The organism is uncultured Bacteroides sp. (assembly GCF_947632445.1).
GTDB lineage: Bacteria > Bacteroidota > Bacteroidia > Bacteroidales > Bacteroidaceae > Bacteroides.
Genome location: NZ_CANRPM010000059.1, coordinates 1 through 17,537, shown reverse-complemented (window position 1 = coordinate 17,537; position 17,537 = coordinate 1). Strand labels below are relative to the sequence as shown.

8 protein-coding genes, 1 tRNA gene and 1 pseudogene are annotated in these 17,537 nt (G+C 47.0%); 5 read left to right on the top strand and 5 right to left on the bottom strand.

From position 1 onward, the window contains the following. Positions 1-310: 310 nt before the first annotated feature. A complete protein-coding gene (locus Q0Z70_RS10800) occupies positions 311-886 on the bottom strand; it encodes an XRE family transcriptional regulator (protein WP_298074421.1) in 576 nt (191 codons plus the stop codon). 319 nt (positions 887-1,205) lie between these two features. Here Q0Z70_RS10800 and Q0Z70_RS10795 point away from each other — a divergent pair, with 319 nt between their 5' ends. The 4 genes and pseudogenes from Q0Z70_RS10795 to Q0Z70_RS10780 all read left to right on the top strand — a co-directional run. After that, positions 1,206-4,430 carry a TonB-dependent receptor gene (locus Q0Z70_RS10795; RefSeq protein ID WP_298074419.1) on the top strand — a complete coding sequence of 1,075 codons (3,225 nt, stop codon included), beginning with the start codon at positions 1,206-1,208 and terminating at the stop codon, positions 4,428-4,430. Positions 4,431-4,441: 11 nt separating this feature from the next. Continuing rightward, entirely contained in the window at positions 4,442-6,532 is a 2,091-nt protein-coding gene (locus tag Q0Z70_RS10790) for a RagB/SusD family nutrient uptake outer membrane protein (RefSeq protein ID WP_298074417.1), read from the top strand. A gap of 174 nt (positions 6,533-6,706) precedes the next feature. Continuing rightward, the gene (locus Q0Z70_RS10785; protein ID WP_298074416.1) at positions 6,707-8,248 is read left to right on the top strand and encodes an arylsulfatase; all 1,542 of its coding nucleotides are present in this window, start codon (positions 6,707-6,709) and stop codon (positions 8,246-8,248) included. A 254-nt stretch (positions 8,249-8,502) separates the two neighbouring features. After that, positions 8,503-8,607: pseudogene (locus tag Q0Z70_RS10780) on the top strand (IS982 family transposase); the annotation flags it as partial. A 23-nt stretch (positions 8,608-8,630) separates the two neighbouring features. Here the strand turns inward: Q0Z70_RS10780 and Q0Z70_RS10775 are convergent. From Q0Z70_RS10775 to Q0Z70_RS10765, 3 genes are all read right to left on the bottom strand, one after another. Beyond that, entirely contained in the window at positions 8,631-10,265 is a 1,635-nt protein-coding gene (locus tag Q0Z70_RS10775; RefSeq protein WP_298074414.1) for an alpha-galactosidase, read from the bottom strand. An 82-nt stretch (positions 10,266-10,347) separates the two neighbouring features. Beyond that, positions 10,348-11,352: a 2-oxoacid:ferredoxin oxidoreductase subunit beta gene (locus Q0Z70_RS10770; RefSeq protein WP_298074412.1), complete on the bottom strand. Its 1,005-nt coding sequence runs from the start codon at positions 11,350-11,352 to the stop codon at positions 10,348-10,350. A 19-nt stretch (positions 11,353-11,371) separates the two neighbouring features. Then, positions 11,372-13,222 (bottom strand): 2-oxoacid:acceptor oxidoreductase subunit alpha, encoded by a 1,851-nt coding sequence (locus tag Q0Z70_RS10765; RefSeq protein WP_298074410.1) that lies wholly within the window; start codon positions 13,220-13,222, stop codon positions 11,372-11,374. Positions 13,223-13,382: 160 nt separating this feature from the next. Here Q0Z70_RS10765 and Q0Z70_RS10760 point away from each other — a divergent pair. Beyond that, positions 13,383-13,454: transfer RNA gene (locus Q0Z70_RS10760), tRNA-Arg, on the top strand. 37 nt (positions 13,455-13,491) lie between these two features. Here Q0Z70_RS10760 and Q0Z70_RS10755 read toward each other — a convergent pair. After that, entirely contained in the window at positions 13,492-17,091 is a 3,600-nt protein-coding gene (locus Q0Z70_RS10755; RefSeq protein WP_298074407.1) for a DUF4450 domain-containing protein, read from the bottom strand. Positions 17,092-17,537: the final 446 nt, after the last annotated feature.

Genomic DNA, 17,537 nt, shown 5'->3' with positions numbered 1-17,537 from the left:
TCCGACCTGCCATTCTTCATGTACCGAGTCAGTCGGATATTCGGTTAGCCCTGCCACGGAACTACGCCGCTGCTCCAAAACAAACAGTTCAGCAAGACTAACCTTGCTGAACTGTAATAAATAATTTATTTTTGTCCAATAACTGTAACGGTTATTCAGGACTAGTCAAAACTCCCGCCTTTGGATATACCCTGTCCCTTGCCGGCTGTAAGCTTACAGTCGGCGAGAAATCCGCATAGAGCCGGCCGACGTCCTGTTTGATGTACGTCAGCCGGGGCATATTCGAAACGAAATGATGTGGATGCGCGTGCTATACCGGTGTGTAGATGACTGCCAGTATTTTGGCGACTTGTCCTTGATAAGCGTGTACGTGGTGGGGAACGATGGAGTCGTAATAGATGCTGTCTCCTTCTTCGAGCAGGTAAGTGTGCTTGCCGTAGCAGATTTCCATAGTGCCCTGCATCACCATGATGAATTCTTCGCCTTCGTGCGAGGAGAGGACGAACTCGTTATCGTCCGTCGGAGCCACGTCGATGATAAACGGTTCCATGTGGCGGTCGGCCTTCGATTTGGACAGGGAGTGGTATTCCATGTGTTTCCGGCTTTGGATTGCGTTGTTCGAGAAGCTGATGCTGTCGGTTGCCTCCGACTTGCGGCAGATGGCGGGTCCCGTCTCGTCCTGGTCGTCGAAGAAGGAGCCGAGGTGTGCCTCCAGTACGCGGGCTATCTTGATGAGTGGTGCCAGCGAGGGCAGGTCGATGTTGTTTTCGATGCGCTCAATCTGTTCGATGGCCAGGCCGGAGCGTTCTGCCAGTTCTTCGCGGCTGATGTTCTTGCTTTCGCGGAGCGATTTGATTTTCTCGCCTACAATCTTGCTTGTGTCCATGGTAAAAATGTTTTTCGTTCGGTATGATAATGGTTTCAACCTATAGTGAATGCAAATGTAAGACAAACTTTGACTTTTTGCAATGATTTGCAGATGAAATGTCTCCGGCCGGCCTATTTCTTCCGGCTTTCTGCTGTCCGTCCGAGGCATATAGAGTCTTTTATTAAAAAATAGTCTCCATTATTTTTGTTCTTTTAATATTGTTTGTATATTTGCAAAAATAAAAGTTAAGATTGACCTTAAACGTCGGGACGCTTTGGAAAATATCTTAAAAATGTAGTTTGTTAATCATTAATTATTAATCGTTATGAATGGATTTATGAAAAGACTGAAGCCGATAGGATTGTTCCTCTTGCTATCGGCAGCCTCCTCAGGAATGACTTTTGCGGACGAGTCCGTGACGGACAATGCAATCTCCGGCAACATGGCAGTTGTACGCGGCGATTGTAAAGGTGTCGTGAAGGATGCCTCTGGAGAAGCGGTAATCGGTGCTTCGGTAGTGGTCAAGGGAACCGGAACTGGAAGCATTACCGACATTGACGGTAACTTTCTGATTCCGAACGTATCTCAGGGTGCTACGTTGGAAATCAGTTTCGTAGGTTATCAGACGGTGACCGTCACATGGGACGGCAAGCCGCTGAACATCGTTTTGAAAGAAGATGCCCAGGCTTTGGAAGAAGTAGTCGTAGTGGGTTTCGGTTCTCAGAAGAAAGTGGATCTGACGGGTGCTGTTTCACAAGTGAAAATGGATGACGTGTTGGGCGACCGTCCGGTTATCAATGCGACCTCAGCACTGCAAGGAGCAATGCCCGGTTTGACAATATCGGGTGCTTCCAGTCCGGGACAGAGCCGAAATTTCAATATTCGTGGTGACCTTTCAATCAATGGCGGTTCGCCTTTGGTGCTGATAGACAATGTGGAAGGTGATCTCAGTGCGCTGAATCCCGATGATATTGAAAGCGTATCGGTGCTGAAAGATGCTGCGTCGTCAGCCATTTACGGAGCGCGTGCAGCGAGTGGTGTTATTCTGGTAACTACCAAACGCCCGAAAAGTGGGGCCAAATTTCAGTTTAACTACAGTTTTAACCAAGGTTGGGAAAAATCCGTCGGACGACCCAAACAAGCGTCATTGTTGGACTACATAGCCGCTTACGAAGAAGCCGGTTACTCCAATCAATATTGGGCAGGAAACGGACAGCTTAGTACTTGGAAAGAGCTTATCCAACAATATCGGGCCGGAACGCTGCAAGGGGTTTATGACAATGGTATCTATCAGGATGCCGATGGCAGTGTATATTATTTGAAGGAGAATGATGTTCAGGGAAATGCATTGGATACAGGTGTACTCTCCAATCATAATATTTCTGTATCCGGTGGCACTGACAACCTCCGTTTCCGTATCTCAGGAAACTATAGTTATGAGAATGGTCCGATGGTGACTGACAAAGACCAATACACTCGTAAGGCGTTATCGGCTTTCATCTCGGCAGACATTGCCAAGTGGTATACGCAAGAGATTACGATGTACTATACGGATACAAAGCGGACGGCCTTGTCCAGTAATATCCGTGATCCATTTGCTACCCGACTAATTAGCTGGTATCCTGAAGGATATATGCCAGGTGAAATATTAGGAACTGCCGAGGATTACATCATAGACTCGCCTCGCAATTCATATTTGGTTTCGCCTACCTCAACTACGCGTAATTCTATCCCGCGTATTCAGGTAAAGTCAATCATAAAGCCTCTGGAAAATTGGGACATCGTGGCGGAATATACCTTCAACAGAAAGAATTATAAGTACAACAATTATACCGGGCTTATGTCGTATGCCGATGTCCAATTGGCTGTGAAGACTAATCCGGTGAGCGGGATAGATACTTATACTATTAATTCGAACGAAACCAAGTACAATGCGCTGAACCTTTATTCAACCTATAAACTGGATCTTGGTAAACACAACGCTAGTGTCATGGCCGGTTTTAACCAGGAAAGCTCCTGGTACGGTTATCTGAATACCAGCATTGATGAGCAGTCGGTGCCGTCTGTTCCCTCTTTTGGTGGTGGTACAGGCACCAAGAATATATCTGAAAGTTATCAGGAGTATGCCATCCGTGGTGCATTTGCTCGTTTAACTTATAGTTATGCCGATAAATATCTGCTGACTGCCAATATGCGTTACGACGGGTCATCCAAGTTCCCGAAAGAAAACCGTTTTGGTTTCTTCCCGTCTATTTCTGTTGGTTGGCGTATGGGCCAGGAACATTTCATGGATTGGTCGCGCGAATGGTTGGATGACTTTAAAATCCGCGCTTCTTATGGTTCCATAGGTAACCAGAACATCAGCCCTTACGGTTATATTGCATCAATGGGAATCAGCCAATCTAATATATGGTTGGACGGGAACGATCGGGTCAGTCTTATTAGTGTCCCCGGTTTGGTACGAGCAAACTATACTTGGGAGACTGTAACAACCCTGGATATTGGTTTTGATTTGAATATGTTTAATAATCGTCTGAATATGGTGTTCGACTGGTATCAGCGCAAGACAAAGGATATGTTGGCGGCCGGTCTTGAATTGCCGTCGACGGTAGGTACTTCGGCACCGCTCCAAAATGTGGCCGATATGAAAACCAATGGTTGGGAGTTGGCCGTGACATGGCGTGACAAAATTGGCGACTGGAATTATGGTATCGGTTTTAATTTGTATGATCACCGGTCAACAATAGATAAGTTTAACAATAAGTCCAATAACCTGGGGCAATATTATGTCGGCTACAAAATGGGGCAGACTTGGGGCTACCTCTCTGATGGTTATTATTCTATTGATGACTTCGAACCCGAACAGGCAAAGCTTGGTACATGGGTGCTGAAAGAAGGGGTAACAAAGATACAAGGTGTGACTCCCCAGCCCGGTGATGAGAAATTCTTGGATTTGGACGGTGACGGTGTGATAACTGCTGGTGCCAGTACACTGGATAACCCCGGCGATCGCAAAATTATAGGTAATACAACTCTAAGATATGAATTCGGTTCCAACTTGAATGTAGGTTATAAGGGATTCAATATCAGTGCTTTGTTGCAGGGAGTAGGAAAACGGGATGTCTTTTTGGGAGGTGCTGCCTTGTATCCGTTTGGTGGAGCCGGTGCCGACGGTGTATTTTGGCCGCTTTTCTATAATCAGACAGATTATTGGCGTGCTAAAAGTTATGATCCTGCAAGTCCTGACTATATGGTGGCTGAAAACCCGAATGCAGAGTTATTCCGTATTTATGGACAGTTGAGCAATTCAGGTTCTAATACGCGTACCAGCAATAAATATATGCAGAGTGGTGCCTATTTGCGAGTTAAGAATATGACCTTGTCCTACACTTTCCCGAGACAGTGGATTGAGAAGATCAGTCTCGACCAGCTTCGTCTGTATGTCAGTGTGGAAAATCTTGCAACATTTACATCCTTGCCTAAGGGGTATGACCCGGAAAGTTTGGCATGGTCGTATCCTTTCTATCGTACATGGTCAGTTGGTGCAACTATTACATTTTAAATAGACAGATTATGAAAATAAAGAATATTATCATGAGCGGTGTTGCGGCTTTGGCTTTATTCACAGCCTGCAATGACAGTTTTCTAGAAAAAGAACCCGTTGGTACGTTGGGAGAAACAAATGCTTTCCAAACGTACGATAACTTTAAATCGTATATGTATAATTGTTACGGTTTGTTTACTGATGCACGCATTTACACTAACTTTTCCGGTGGTTCTTATTACTGGGGCGGACAGTGGAGCAGTGACTTTTATGCAGGTATCATGACTACGCGCGACAATAGCTTCAATCCTTATGCGTATGATGGTATCAGTGTGACGACCAGTTCAAGTAATTGGAATTTCTCTTATCCTCGCATAGTGAATATTATGCTATCCCATTTGAACGACGGTAATTTGACAGAGGATGAGAAAAGGCATTGGCGTTCTGTTGGCTACTTTTTTCACGCCTGGTGGTATATGGAACTGATTGCCAAATACGGTGATGTGCCTTGGATAAATACGGTATTGAATGATGAATCGGAAGAAGCTTATGGGGCACGTATGCCGCGTGCACAGGTCGCCGATTCCATTATTGCCCGTATGGAATATGCTATCAACAACATAGGGGATGCTTCAAAGGACGGTGACAATGCAGTGACAGCAAACGCTATCAAAGCCGCATTGAGCCGGTTCCTTTTGCGTGAAGGTACATGGGCCAAATATCATGGTTTGGACGAGCCTTGGGAACAATATCTCCAGAAATGTCTGACTGTTTCTCAGGAACTGATGAATGAATACCCCACATTGCATCGCGGTAACGGACACAATAAATATCCGGGAGCCGGATATGATGAGGTGATGACTTCAGAAAATCTGGGTAGTGTAGCAGGTGTGATTATGTACAAGCAATATCTGGATCCATTGTTGCGCCACCGCTTCAGTGATTTGGTGCACGTTGAAGCCCATCGTGCAGATGCGCCGCAGCAGACGGTAGACATGTTCCTGATGATGAACGGAAAGCCGATTGGAAACCCGGAATCTGGATTCAAGGGTGGAGAAGGTAAGGATTTGTGGGATTATTTTGAAAATCGTGATCCGAGACTCCATATCAATTTTTGTCCACCTGCTCAAGCTAATACTTATGTTTCTCATGCCAATCCCGATAATGTGACAACTTTCAAGAAATGGCAGTTCTGGAAAGCCGGTGAGGCATTAAATCAGGGAGCTTTCGTCATTACTCCTGAATATGAAGAGAAATTTAGACGTTATATCGACTATTTTGGGCCGAATATCCTTTGCGAGAACGGTACAGGAGATGAATCCATCGGTTCCAAGCGTCTGCCCGGACACAATTGGGGAGGTTCCATGACAAAGTCTTCGCCTAATATTACACAGTATTGTCAGACGGATAACTATATGCGTTGCTGGACGGGCTACTATTTCTGGAAACATTTTACCATGTGGGAGGTTGGTAGCAATGATGCTTTCCAAACTTCAGATAAACCGATCTTTACAATCGAAGAAGTACTGCTTAACTATGCTGAAGCGGCATTTGAATTGGGACAATTCAACCAGGGGGTTGCTGATATGACGATCAATAAATTGCGTGACCGTGTGGGAGTATCTCCGATGGTGGTGGCAGAGATAGACGCAAATTTTGATCCCAACCGTGATAAGGGTAATGCACCCTGGACACGTAATTATGATGCCAAGACAAACTATGAAGTTCCTCCTGTGCTTTGGGAGATTCGTCGTGAACGTATGGTGGAACTCATGGGACAAGGTTTTAGCTTCTATGATGTCAAGCGTTGGCATAAAGCTCCTTACTATACGAATATTCAGCCTTGCGGTGCTTGGATTACTGCCACAAATGTTCCTTATGGCACAGGTAAATATACGGGGCCGTTTGTTGACTATAATGAAATCCGTAAGAATGGATATGCAGATCAGCAGACTAATGATGCCGGTTCCGGTTGGATTTATACTAAACATGGTCCTCTGTCTGTGGGAGCGGGCTGGAAAGATGTCTTTTATCTGGAAATGGTTCCGCAAGACCAGATTAACTTGAACCCGGCATTGACTCAGAATCCCGGTTACAATGAATTGTTTGGATTGAATTAAATGATAGTAGGGAAAGACAATCTTATATCGGTTGCCTTATTCCTGATAATTGATTGAACAATATTTGTTAAAGCGAAAAGACTATCGCCATGTAAGGTTTGGACATAATTTATTTATGACTTAACTTCGTGGCGATATCTTTTTATTATTTTGGATACAGTAAATTTAATGCGTATGAAATTATCCTTTCCCCTTCTGTGCTCGACTACGTTATTGGCGGGTACATGGCCTGCCGCTGCCACGTTTGCCCAAAAGCAGGCTTCTTCTTCGGACAAGCCGAACATTATCTTTATCCTCTGTGACGATATGGGTTACGGCGACTTGGCCTGTTACGGACAGAAATATATCCAAACTCCCAATCTGGATCGTATGGCTGCTGAAGGTATGCTTTTTACGCAGGCATATGCAGGCAGTCCTGTCAGCGCACCCTCGCGTGCTTCATTGATGACTGGCCAGCATTCGGGGCATGGGCATGTACGTGGAAACAAAGAGTATTGGGGCAATGTTCCCTTGATGAAATACGGTGACAATGATGAATACACTGTCGTAGGTCAGGAACCTTACGATCCCGGTCACATTATCCTGCCTGAGATTATGAAGAAGAACGGCTATACCACTGGCATGTTCGGCAAGTGGGCGGGTGGTTACGAAGGGTCGTGCTCCACGCCCGACAAGCGCGGCATCGACGAATACTACGGTTTCATCTGCCAGTTCCAGGCTCATCTGTACTATCCGAACTTCCTGAACCGTTATAGTAAATCAAAAGGCGATACAGCTACCATCCGCGTCACAATGGACGAAAATATCCAATATCCGATGTTTGGCGATGACTACAAGAAGCGCACTCAGTATTCAGCCGACATGATTCATCAGGAGGCTTTGGCTTGGCTTGACAAGCAGGACGGCAAACAGCCTTTTTATGGCTTCTTTACTTATACGTTACCCCATGCTGAACTGGCCCAGCCCAATGACTCTATACTACAAGGTTATAAAAAGAAATTTTTTGTGGACAAGACTTGGGGCGGTAATAAAGGTTCGCGCTATAACGTTGCAGTGCATACGCATGCCGAGTTTGCGGGGATGATTACCCGTCTGGATGCCTACGTGGGCGAGATTTTAGCCAAATTGAAAGAGAAGGGACTGGACGAGAATACACTTGTCATTTTCAGCAGTGATAACGGCCCTCACGAGGAGGGTGGTGCCGATCCAGAGTTTTTCGGACGCGATGGCAAGTTGCGCGGATTGAAACGCCAGTGTTACGAGGGCGGCGTTCGCATTCCCTTCATCGTGCGTTGGCCGGGACATGTACCTGCCGGTACGGTAAACGATCATCAGCTGGCTTTTTACGACGTAATGCCTACGTTTTGCGAACTGATAAATGACAAGAAGTTCCCCCAAAAGTATCTGAATAAGAAGCTGGAGGGCGACTGCTTCGACGGTATCTCGTTCGCGCCGACGATGCTGGGTCAGGACAACAGGCAGCAGAAGCATGACTTCCTGTATTGGGAATTCCACGAAACGGACCAGATTGGTGTGCGTATGGGCGACTGGAAACTGGTTGTAAAGAAAGGGAAACCCTATCTCTACGACTTGGCTGCGGACATTCACGAAGATCATGACATAGCTGCCCAGCATCCCGATATTGTAGAGCAGATGGTGGAAATTATTCATCGCGAACATCGCCCGAACGAATTGTTCAAGGTGACACTGCCCTGATAGAAAGACAGATGATATAATATAATATAATGAAGAAGGCTGCATTAATCCGGGAAGGGCTATTTTACTCGTGCCAATACCCCGTATTTCTTCCGTTTTTCTTCACGGGCAAGTTCTTCCGTTCTGACGCCGTGCTTGCTGACCCTCTGACGAAGTGCTTCGTCACCTCCTCAGAAAGCACTGCATGACATCCTCACGCAGCACTGCGTCGGGACTTCAGGAAGTGCTGCGTGGTAGCGGAAAGGGATAGACACTTCATTGCCAATTCATTGTCAGCTATCGCAGTCTGTTGTTGCTTTGAAAAGAAACCCGCCATTGAAGTGAACTTTATCAAGGACGGGCAACCGGCTATCTTTTGATTTTATGTTGAACTCACGTCTTTTTAGGATTGCGGTTTAAGTGTAATGCAGTCGATATCCGGAATCCAGGTGTAGGCGCTGCCCAAGCGTATGGTGTTGCGGCCGGATTCTAATTGGACGGTCAGGCTGACGGTGCAGATACCTTTGGAACGGTTCTTCGTCAGCTTTTTGATGGGAGCGTAGGCGTGTCCGTTTACTTCTACCTCGATGAGGCGGTCGTTCACCTCGTATTTCCCTGCTTCGGGAGGCAGGTAGGCGATGGTCAGGGTGTAGTTGCCTCCTTTGTCGCTATGGACGTTGCTCCATTCCATGTAGTTGTCTTTGCTTCCACCGATATGGGTTACAATCATACGTCCCGATGCTCCTTCAAAGGGCTGAGGGCTGATGATGCGTTTCTGCTTGCCTAAGTCGTTGTAGAGGGGCAGATAGGCCCATTCGGCTTCATAACGGGTAGGCTCGAGACGTTGTTCTGCCTTGAGGCGGAAAATCTTTACACTGTGAGGCGGCAGGGTGTACGACAGGTACTCTTGGACCGCTTTCTCGTCTTTCTGTTCTACGAGGTCGCGCACTTTCACTTTCCCGCCCAATTCAAGCAGAGCCAGCGGCACGCGGAAGGTGCATGTGGTGTCTGACGGATTGTACAGGGCGGTGGCACGCACATTGCCGCGCAGTTGTTCTATATCTTTCACTAGCACGTATCCTTCGTCTTCGTGTTGCGCCACGTAGGCCTGAAGTCCCAGCGGATCTTGGTTGAGCGCTATCAGTTCCTTGTTTTTCAGCAGCTTCAGGGAGGCCTCGGAGATGGTCGTCAGGTCGCACCCGATGAGTAGCGGAGAGCTCATGAGACACCACAGCCCGAAGTGTACCTCCTCTTCCGTTTGTGTCAGGCCGCGCCCTATTTCCAGCATGTCCATATCGTTGTAGTGTCCGTCTCCGGCGTAAGCAGAGAGATAGAGATTTTTTCTGATGATAGACTTCACTGAACTCCAGCGAGGCGAAATATCTCCGCTGATGCGCCACGAACGGGCCAGGCTGCGTGCCCAGGTGCCGGGGAAGGCCCATCGGCAGATGTTGACCGAGATGTCGCGGGAACACACTTCCCCAACGGCTTTGCTGATGGCGGTGTACCGTTCCCGTTCATCTAAGTCGAGTTGCTGTCCGGCACCGCAATAGTCTATCTTGATAAAGTCGAATCCCCATTGGTTGAAATAGAGGTCGGCATCCTGCTTCTCATGGCCGTACAGACCGACGCCTACTCCATTGGGGTCGGCATCCCAAAGCGAACCGCAGGTGTTGGCTTCGGCATCGGAGTAGATACCGGCTTTCAGTCCGAGGCGGTGGATGTGGTCGGCCACACACTTGACGCCGTTGGGAAAACGTTCGGGGTGAGTCTGTAGTATTCCCTTTTCATCGCGGTAGCCAAAGAAACCGTCGTCAATGTTGATGTATCGGTAACCGACATCCTTCAGTCCAAGCGAAACCATGGCTTCAGCCTGCTGTTTGATCAAGTCTTCACTGATGTTGATGCGGTAGGTGTTCCACGAGCTCCAGCCCATGATGGGAGGAACTATTGTAGATTGAATCTGGGCAAGGGTATGTGTAGCAAGTGTCAGGGAAATAAATAGAGAAGTACAGACACTGATTAATGTATGTTTCATGGGTAAGTGGATGAGGAGTTAAAAAAGCAAAGATGCCATCTTATAGTTTGCAAGATGGCATCTTCGGACTGGAAAGAGAAGATTATTTTACTTCCCAAGTATCGTTGGTCATCAGCAACTCTTCGAAGTTATGATAGTTTTTCTTGGCGCTCACTTCCTTGATTTGGGCATGTATGGCTTCGTCGTAGGTCGGTTCGTCCACGTCACGGATTACGCCGAGGGCGATGGGGAAGTCCGGGCCTTCCATCAGTGCAAGTTTTAGTTGCAAGGTGTTGTCCATGCAGTGGGCGTCATGCACCAGGATGTCTTTTTCAGTAATGCCGTTCTCACCCAGTTTCACCACTTTCAGGCCAAAGCCTTCCTGCATCAGACCGTATTCATGGTTTTCGCCGAAAATCATGGGTTTCCCGTGTCCCAGATAGATGGCGTTCTTGGCCCGTCCTTCTTTATTATAGACAGAGTCATGCGTACCGTTGTTGAAAATGACACAGTTCTGGAGGATTTCGCAGACAGCAGCGCCCTTATGATTGTAGGCTGCTTTCAGGATTTCAACCGTACCGGCAGCATCGGTGGCTACGGCACGGGCAAAGAAACGTCCCCGCGCACCGAAACACAGTTCGGCCGGATGGAAGGGATCTTCTACGGTACCATAGGGTGATGACTTACTGACAAAGCCGCGAGGCGACGTCGGCGAATATTGTCCTTTGGTCAGACCGTAGATGCGGTTATTCAGTAGAATCATGTTCAGGTCGATGTTACGGCGCACAGCATGGATGAAGTGATTGCCTCCGATGGCCAGTCCGTCACCGTCGCCCGAGATCTGCCAGATTGCCAGATTGGGGTTGGTAACTTTTGCACCTGTCGAGATGGCAGCTGCACGGCCGTGAATGGTCTGCATGGCATACGTATTCATATAATAAGGCAGACGGCTGGAACATCCGATACCCGAAATGACTGCCGTTTTCCATGGAGCCTTGCCGATTTCGGCCATAGCCTTATGCAGGGAAGCCAGTAAGAAGTGGTCGCCGCAGCCCGGACACCAACGGGGTTGTCCTTTCTTGAAGTCTTTAGCTGTATATTCGTTCATAATTGTGTCCTCCTCGATTTTATTGGTTAATGATTTCGTTGAATGCTTTTACCAGTTCTGCCACGACGAAAGGTTGTCCTTTCACTTCATTGAATTGGTAAGGAGTGAAATTGTCTACTTTCATACGCAGATAGGCGGCAAACTGTCCGAGGTTCTGCTCGGCCACTACTACCTTCTTGTAGCGTTTCAGCACTTCCGCAGTGTTCTTGGGTAGCGGATTCAGGAAACTGAAATGGGCCAGGGCTACTTTCTTGCCGGCTTTGATCATCTCGTCCATAGCCGAATAGAGATGTCCGTAAGTACCACCGAAACCTACGATGAGCAACTCTGCGTCGTCGGCACAGCCCTGTATCAGAACGTCGGGTACGGGAATCTTGGCAATCTTTTCGGCGCGTAGGTGGCACATCAGGTTGTGGTTTATTGGATCGGTGGAGATGGCTCCAGTATTACTGTCCTTTTCCAGACCGCCCAGAATGTGCGTATAACCTTCCTTGCCGGGGATGGCCCAGTAACGGACACCGGTTTCGGGGTTGCGGCGGTAGGGTGTATAGTTGTCCTTCATGTCGGCAGGAGCATAAGGCGGATTAATGGCAGGGTATTCGGTCAGCTTAGGTAGCTTCCAGGCACCCGAACCGTTGGCTACGTAGCCGTCGGTCAGCAGCACAACGGGTGTCATGTGCTCCAGGGCGATTTTACTGGCCATATAGGCAGCGTCGAAACAGTTGGTAGGCGATGTGGCAGCGATGACTGGCATGGGACTTTCACCGTTGCGGCCGAAGAGGGCTTGCAGCAGGTCAGTCTGTTCCGATTTGGTAGGCAGACCGGTAGAAGGGCCGCCACGCTGTACATCGAGTACCACGAGCGGTAACTCGGTAATGACGGCCAGGTTCATGGCTTCGGATTTTAGACAGATACCGGGACCCGAAGTGGAGGTTACGGCCAATGCTCCGGCAAACGAGGCACCGATAGCAGTGGCGCAACCCGATATCTCGTCTTCACATTGTACGGTCATCACGCCTAGTGACTTGTGTTTGGATAGCTCGTGCAGCACGTCGGTAGCCGGAGTGATAGGGTAGGAACCGAGGAACAGTTTCAGGCCGGCTTTCTCGGCGGCAGCAATGAAGCCGTAGGCTGTAGCCTTATTGCCGGTGATGTCCATGTAGCGTCCGGGCACTTTCACCTTGCTTTCGATGCGGCAGGTCGCGTGTGCGATGGAGGCGTGTGTATTGTGTCCGTAGTCCCATCCGGCATGGATGACTTTGATGTTTGCTTCAGCCACTTCGGGCTTTTTGCCGAACTTCCCACGGATGAAGTCTTCGGCTATCTTAAGATCGCGGTCAAAAAGCCAGCACACCAAGCCGACGGCGAACATATTGCGGCATTTTAGAACGGATTTGTTGTCCATCCCCATAGGTGCCAGGCAGTCTTTCACCATTGTGGTGATGGAGGCGGCTATTACTTCCTGCTTAATTCCCATCTCTTCAATGGGGTTTTCGGTTTGGAAAGCGGCCTTCTCAAGGTCAGACTTCTGGAAAGCGTCGGTATCAATGATAATCGTACCGTTGGGTTTGACGAATTTATATTGTGTTTTCAGTGCGGCTGCATTCATGGCTACCAGCACGTCACATTGGTCACCCGGTGTGTAAACTTTCTGTGCCCCTATGTGCACTTGGAAGCCGGAGACGCCCGTCAGAGAACCTTGTGGAGCACGGATGTCTGCCGGATAGTCAGGAAAGGTACTAATGTCGTTTCCCACCGTAGCCGAAACTGTTGAAAAGATGTTGCCGGCGAGTTGCATTCCGTCGCCGGAGTCACCGGAGAAGCGTACTACCGCTTCGTCCAGGTCTTTGACCATCATGTCGTTTGCCATAACTTACGATTTTCTTAGGTTAATTTTATGGATATGCATTCAACGCAGTCCGCAAATGTCGGAAAGTTAATCGGATTAACAAAACTTTTTTCGGAAAATCGGCAGAAAGTATTATCTTTGCGGCCTATTCCTGCATACAGATGCAGGATTTTCGTTTAAAGGCCTTGTAGTTCAACGGATAGAATAGAAGTTTCCTAAACTTTAGATAGGGGTTCGATTCCCCTCGGGGCTACAAAAGCGGAAGAATATTCTATGGAACGTTGGCAATACTAATTCCTTACCAATGTTACTGACATCAGGCCGATAACTACTTCATTCGCTATCGTTTTCAGATAAAGCCCTTCTAACTCTTTATTAAAATCAAGTGGTAGATCCAATAAAGTAGCCATTCCTCCTTCGATATAGATGGGATTGTTAGACATGTGCTTTTTAAGCTTTCCGGCATGGTAGGTATCTGCTTCACCTGTTTTCAGACGTATTCTGTATGGTCGTGGCTCCTTGCTGTAGAATGCTGCGTTATCAATGAATATATCTTGGTTTAACGGAAGCAGGTTTTCAGGAAGTACCAGTTCCAACACGTCTTCTGTGCCATCTTTGTATCGGACGGTTATGGTTCCGTTCGGGCAATGGGATTGCATGTGATAAGTGGAAGCAGCTACCAATAGATAAGCTTTCGATGCTTTGCCATGCAATGCGACAGAAAGTGAATCGGGATAATTATCCCACAAGGTGGTAAATGCAATATTTCTTTTACCTTCAGCGGCAGGGGTTCTGAATGGTATTCCTTGAGGCATTAAGAACATGTCATTTTTTACTTTTGAACGTAAACCGGTATCTTCTATTGGGGAAAGATCATTCGGATGGCACCATTGTCCCATTCCTTGGGTCGGTACACATAAGGTTGTATAGGGCCATCGGGGGGATTTATATTTCCCGTATGCGAATATATTATTGACTTCATCGTTAAAGCAGGCATCCATATTTACGGTATCATATAAGACCGATGGTGAATTCTGTAGATTCCAGTTTATGGCTTTCAGTGTATAAGTCTTGTCCGGGGTATTTACAGCTATCCGGTTCGTACCCATAGAAACGACAGGTGTCCGGTAGGCAAACGTCCGGCTACCGCCGGCCGGAATATTTACATCTTCTACGTTTGTCCTGTTGTTAATATGTATATTTCCTTTGATTGCCTTTCCTGTATGATTCACCAGCATGAATTTCAGAGAGTCGGAATTCGGGTCATTTATGATTTCCAGCGGTTGTAAGATACGTATATGAATAGGAATCCACCATGAAAAGTTGTTTTCCCTGCATTTTACAAAAAGCGTGCGGTAACCTTCTGTTCCATTAGCTGTTCCTTGCAATCTGTTTTCTGTTAGAGTAGCTTCTGTGAGAATATGTTGGGGGTCATACAGTTCCACTGCGTTTTCAAACCCGATCTCCAGTTTGTCTCCAAAGGCCACTTCTGCCTGGATTTCTCGAGGCGATTTATCCCGTTTCCCTTTCCAGGCAATCTCAATGTCATAGTTTTCTTCCACTCCGGCCTCTACAGCAATACGAGGAATGCCGATGCTTGGTTCCAATACTCGGTATCCGGTCGGTTTCCCATTGACCTTAATGTAATCTACTTCGTTTCCACGTACTTCCACTTCCAGTATAAGATTTCCTTCAGTCTGTAATGTGGGGCTGAACTTATAGAAGTCTTTGTGTCCTTCGCGTTTGAATTCATATTTCATGTTCAGAGTTTCTAATGAAGCATGATCCCATTTTTTCGGGAAACCGGGGCGAATAACCAACCGTCTGTTCATAAGATCTGGAAGAATACCAAACATTCCCTGAACGACAGCTCTGACACCCACAGCGACCGGATCTGCAAAATCTCTGTACATTTCTCCTCGTGCTGCGTCATAGTGTGATACTTGCGTGATATTGCCCGGTCCCGATCCTAAATACATGGCATCCAGAATGGCTCCTTTAAACATCCTGAAAGCTTCTTCCGCACGCCCTGCCAGCCAGAAGCTATAGGCTGTATGTACGATTTCACCGAAAGCTACATTGTTGATAGACCACATATAAGGCTGCCAGTTGGTAGTACTTATCACGTAGTTGTCCGTTTCTTCGAGTCCGTTGGCTACAACAGGAATATGTGGAATATAGTTATCCACATATCGTGTAGCCTGATAAGCCTTGAAGGCATCATGTATGTCCGAATCAATGGAGTGGTAGACAGTCCATACGGCAGCGTTTTCATGCAGCATCCGGTTCCCCATGTTATCCTTGAATTCGGCCCACCAGCCTTTTTCAGGAATCCATAGTGTCTCGTTAACAGCTTTCAGAATCTCTTCTGCTTCCTTTTTGTAAGGAGTCGGATCTTCACCTATTTTTTCAGCGATCTCGGCAGCCATCTTATTGGCTCTGTAATTGTATGCAGAGGAATGTGTCACTTCCCCTCCATTGTATTGGAGTGCATCTGAAGCCCAAATACAGCAGTAAGCATCATATAGATGATCGTTGTCCGGGTCGAAGGTCTGTTTTTCCCATTGTAAATGCCGTTTGATAACAGGGAAAATCTTGCGTGCATAGTCCGAATCGCCTGTCCAGTTCAGATGCCATAACAATTCATCTATATACACCAGGTTCATATCATAATGGTGCATTACATCTGTACGGTTTGTGGTTCGGCAGATGTAGCCGTTGCTGTACATGGGTGTCCCCCACTTTTTCAGCGAGCGGGCCCCATGCAGTTCGTCGTCCTGCAAATGCGGCAGACTGACCGGAATGTTGGTGATTTGGGCTGCTGCATAACCGTCGAAGTGCATACGGGCTCGGTCATGCATTCCTATAAGATCTCCCAGATAGCCGGCTCTCCATCCGGTGAGGGGCATCCGCCATCCGATGGCTCCGTGCAGGTAGCCGGGTGCTTCCCAAACGGCATCCTCTGCACCGGCGAATATACCTCCTAATGTATTGATATAAGGGTCTGGAGTATTTATTTTCATTCTTCCTGCAATCTTTTCACGGAAGTTTTGTGCCGACTTGAAATCTGTTGCAAAGTCAATCTTTTCTTTTACAGTCCGGGGATTTACCCATTCCATGTATTTGCATTCTTTCCCGATTGGAAATGTTGCTATTGCCACCGGCTGTTCTCCGGCTTCAGACTTCAATAGTTCGGCCAGGTTGCCGATGGCTCCTCCGTCTGCCAGCCTGAATGTAACCCCTTCCGGGAATATCCCTTGCACTTGTTTGGCGTTCTGAGCGACTTCCTTTTTTCCTTTTATATCTTTTATAGCTCCCTCCTGCGACACAATCCGGCTTTCCTTACCATAGAAATTCGTAATCCGGCATTCTTCTATTTGGAAGAAATTTCCCTCGCAGTTTTCCGGTTTGATATAGAAACAGTCTTTGGGATCGGCACCCAGATCTCCTTCCCGGTAAAAACGTTTGTTGCTGGCACCACCATAAATGGCAATCAGTTTCACTCCGTCCGGCAAATTATCTCCCCGGATGGATGCAATCATCCCATCTGCATGGCTGAGAGCTAACATATCAATCAGGATAGTTCCATTTTGCAGATACTGTTTATCTTGTATGATGTAGCGACGCTCTCCTGATCTGAACCGCGATTCTATGCTGCCCAGATCTTTTATCCATACCGTCGTGTCAGCCGTTTGCAGTGCCATATATACTGTACCGCCCAATCGAGGCATGTAGAGTCCTATTTCTGGATAATCGCTGGTCTCGAAACGGAACCCCGTATTGGTTCCATAAATGGCACGTGTAAACCGTTTGTCGCCATTCTTTCCGACGAAGTACTCTCCTTCGGGCTTATATCGGAGTTGACGTTCTTGACTGTGCCAGAATGGCAATGTCTCGTTTTTCTGTTCTGTCGTACAAGAGCTGTAAAGCATTAACCCTGCAAATAATGATAAAATTCCTCTTTTATAGCAATTAAAATTCATGGTATCAAAATGTGAGTTCGATATAAGAATGAATATATTTATCTGATTAATAAAAACATAGCCATAAAGGTATTAAATTTATAGTGTCAAGTTATTACATTTAAACGATTATCACTATGTTTTCGGAGTCTAAAGTTATAAAGATTTATTGTAAGACCGATGATTTTTGCAAGAAATTTACATTGCAACAGGAAAAATAGAGAGATTAATTGGGAATAAATATCGGATGACCATAAAAAAGGGAGGACGACAAACATCCTCCCTTTTTATCAGCTGTGTCTAGTCCTGAAATAGCGTTACAACAAAAAGTAACATTATGGAAAAGACAGAAACAAAGTACGTTAAGCGCACAC

Excerpts from the sequence above, each read along its gene's own strand:
- Q0Z70_RS10800 (WP_298074421.1), bottom strand. The coding sequence starts at position 886 with ATGGACACAAGCAAGATTGTAGGCGAGAAAATCAAATCGCTCCGCGAA.
- Q0Z70_RS10795 (WP_298074419.1), top strand. The coding sequence starts at position 1,206 with ATGAAAAGACTGAAGCCGATAGGATTGTTCCTCTTGCTATCGGCAGCC.
- Q0Z70_RS10790 (WP_298074417.1), top strand. The coding sequence starts at position 4,442 with ATGAAAATAAAGAATATTATCATGAGCGGTGTTGCGGCTTTGGCTTTA.
- Q0Z70_RS10785 (WP_298074416.1), top strand. The coding sequence starts at position 6,707 with ATGAAATTATCCTTTCCCCTTCTGTGCTCGACTACGTTATTGGCGGGT.
- Q0Z70_RS10775 (WP_298074414.1), bottom strand. The coding sequence starts at position 10,265 with ATGAAACATACATTAATCAGTGTCTGTACTTCTCTATTTATTTCCCTG.
- Q0Z70_RS10770 (WP_298074412.1), bottom strand. The coding sequence starts at position 11,352 with ATGAACGAATATACAGCTAAAGACTTCAAGAAAGGACAACCCCGTTGG.
- Q0Z70_RS10765 (WP_298074410.1), bottom strand. The coding sequence starts at position 13,222 with ATGGCAAACGACATGATGGTCAAAGACCTGGACGAAGCGGTAGTACGC.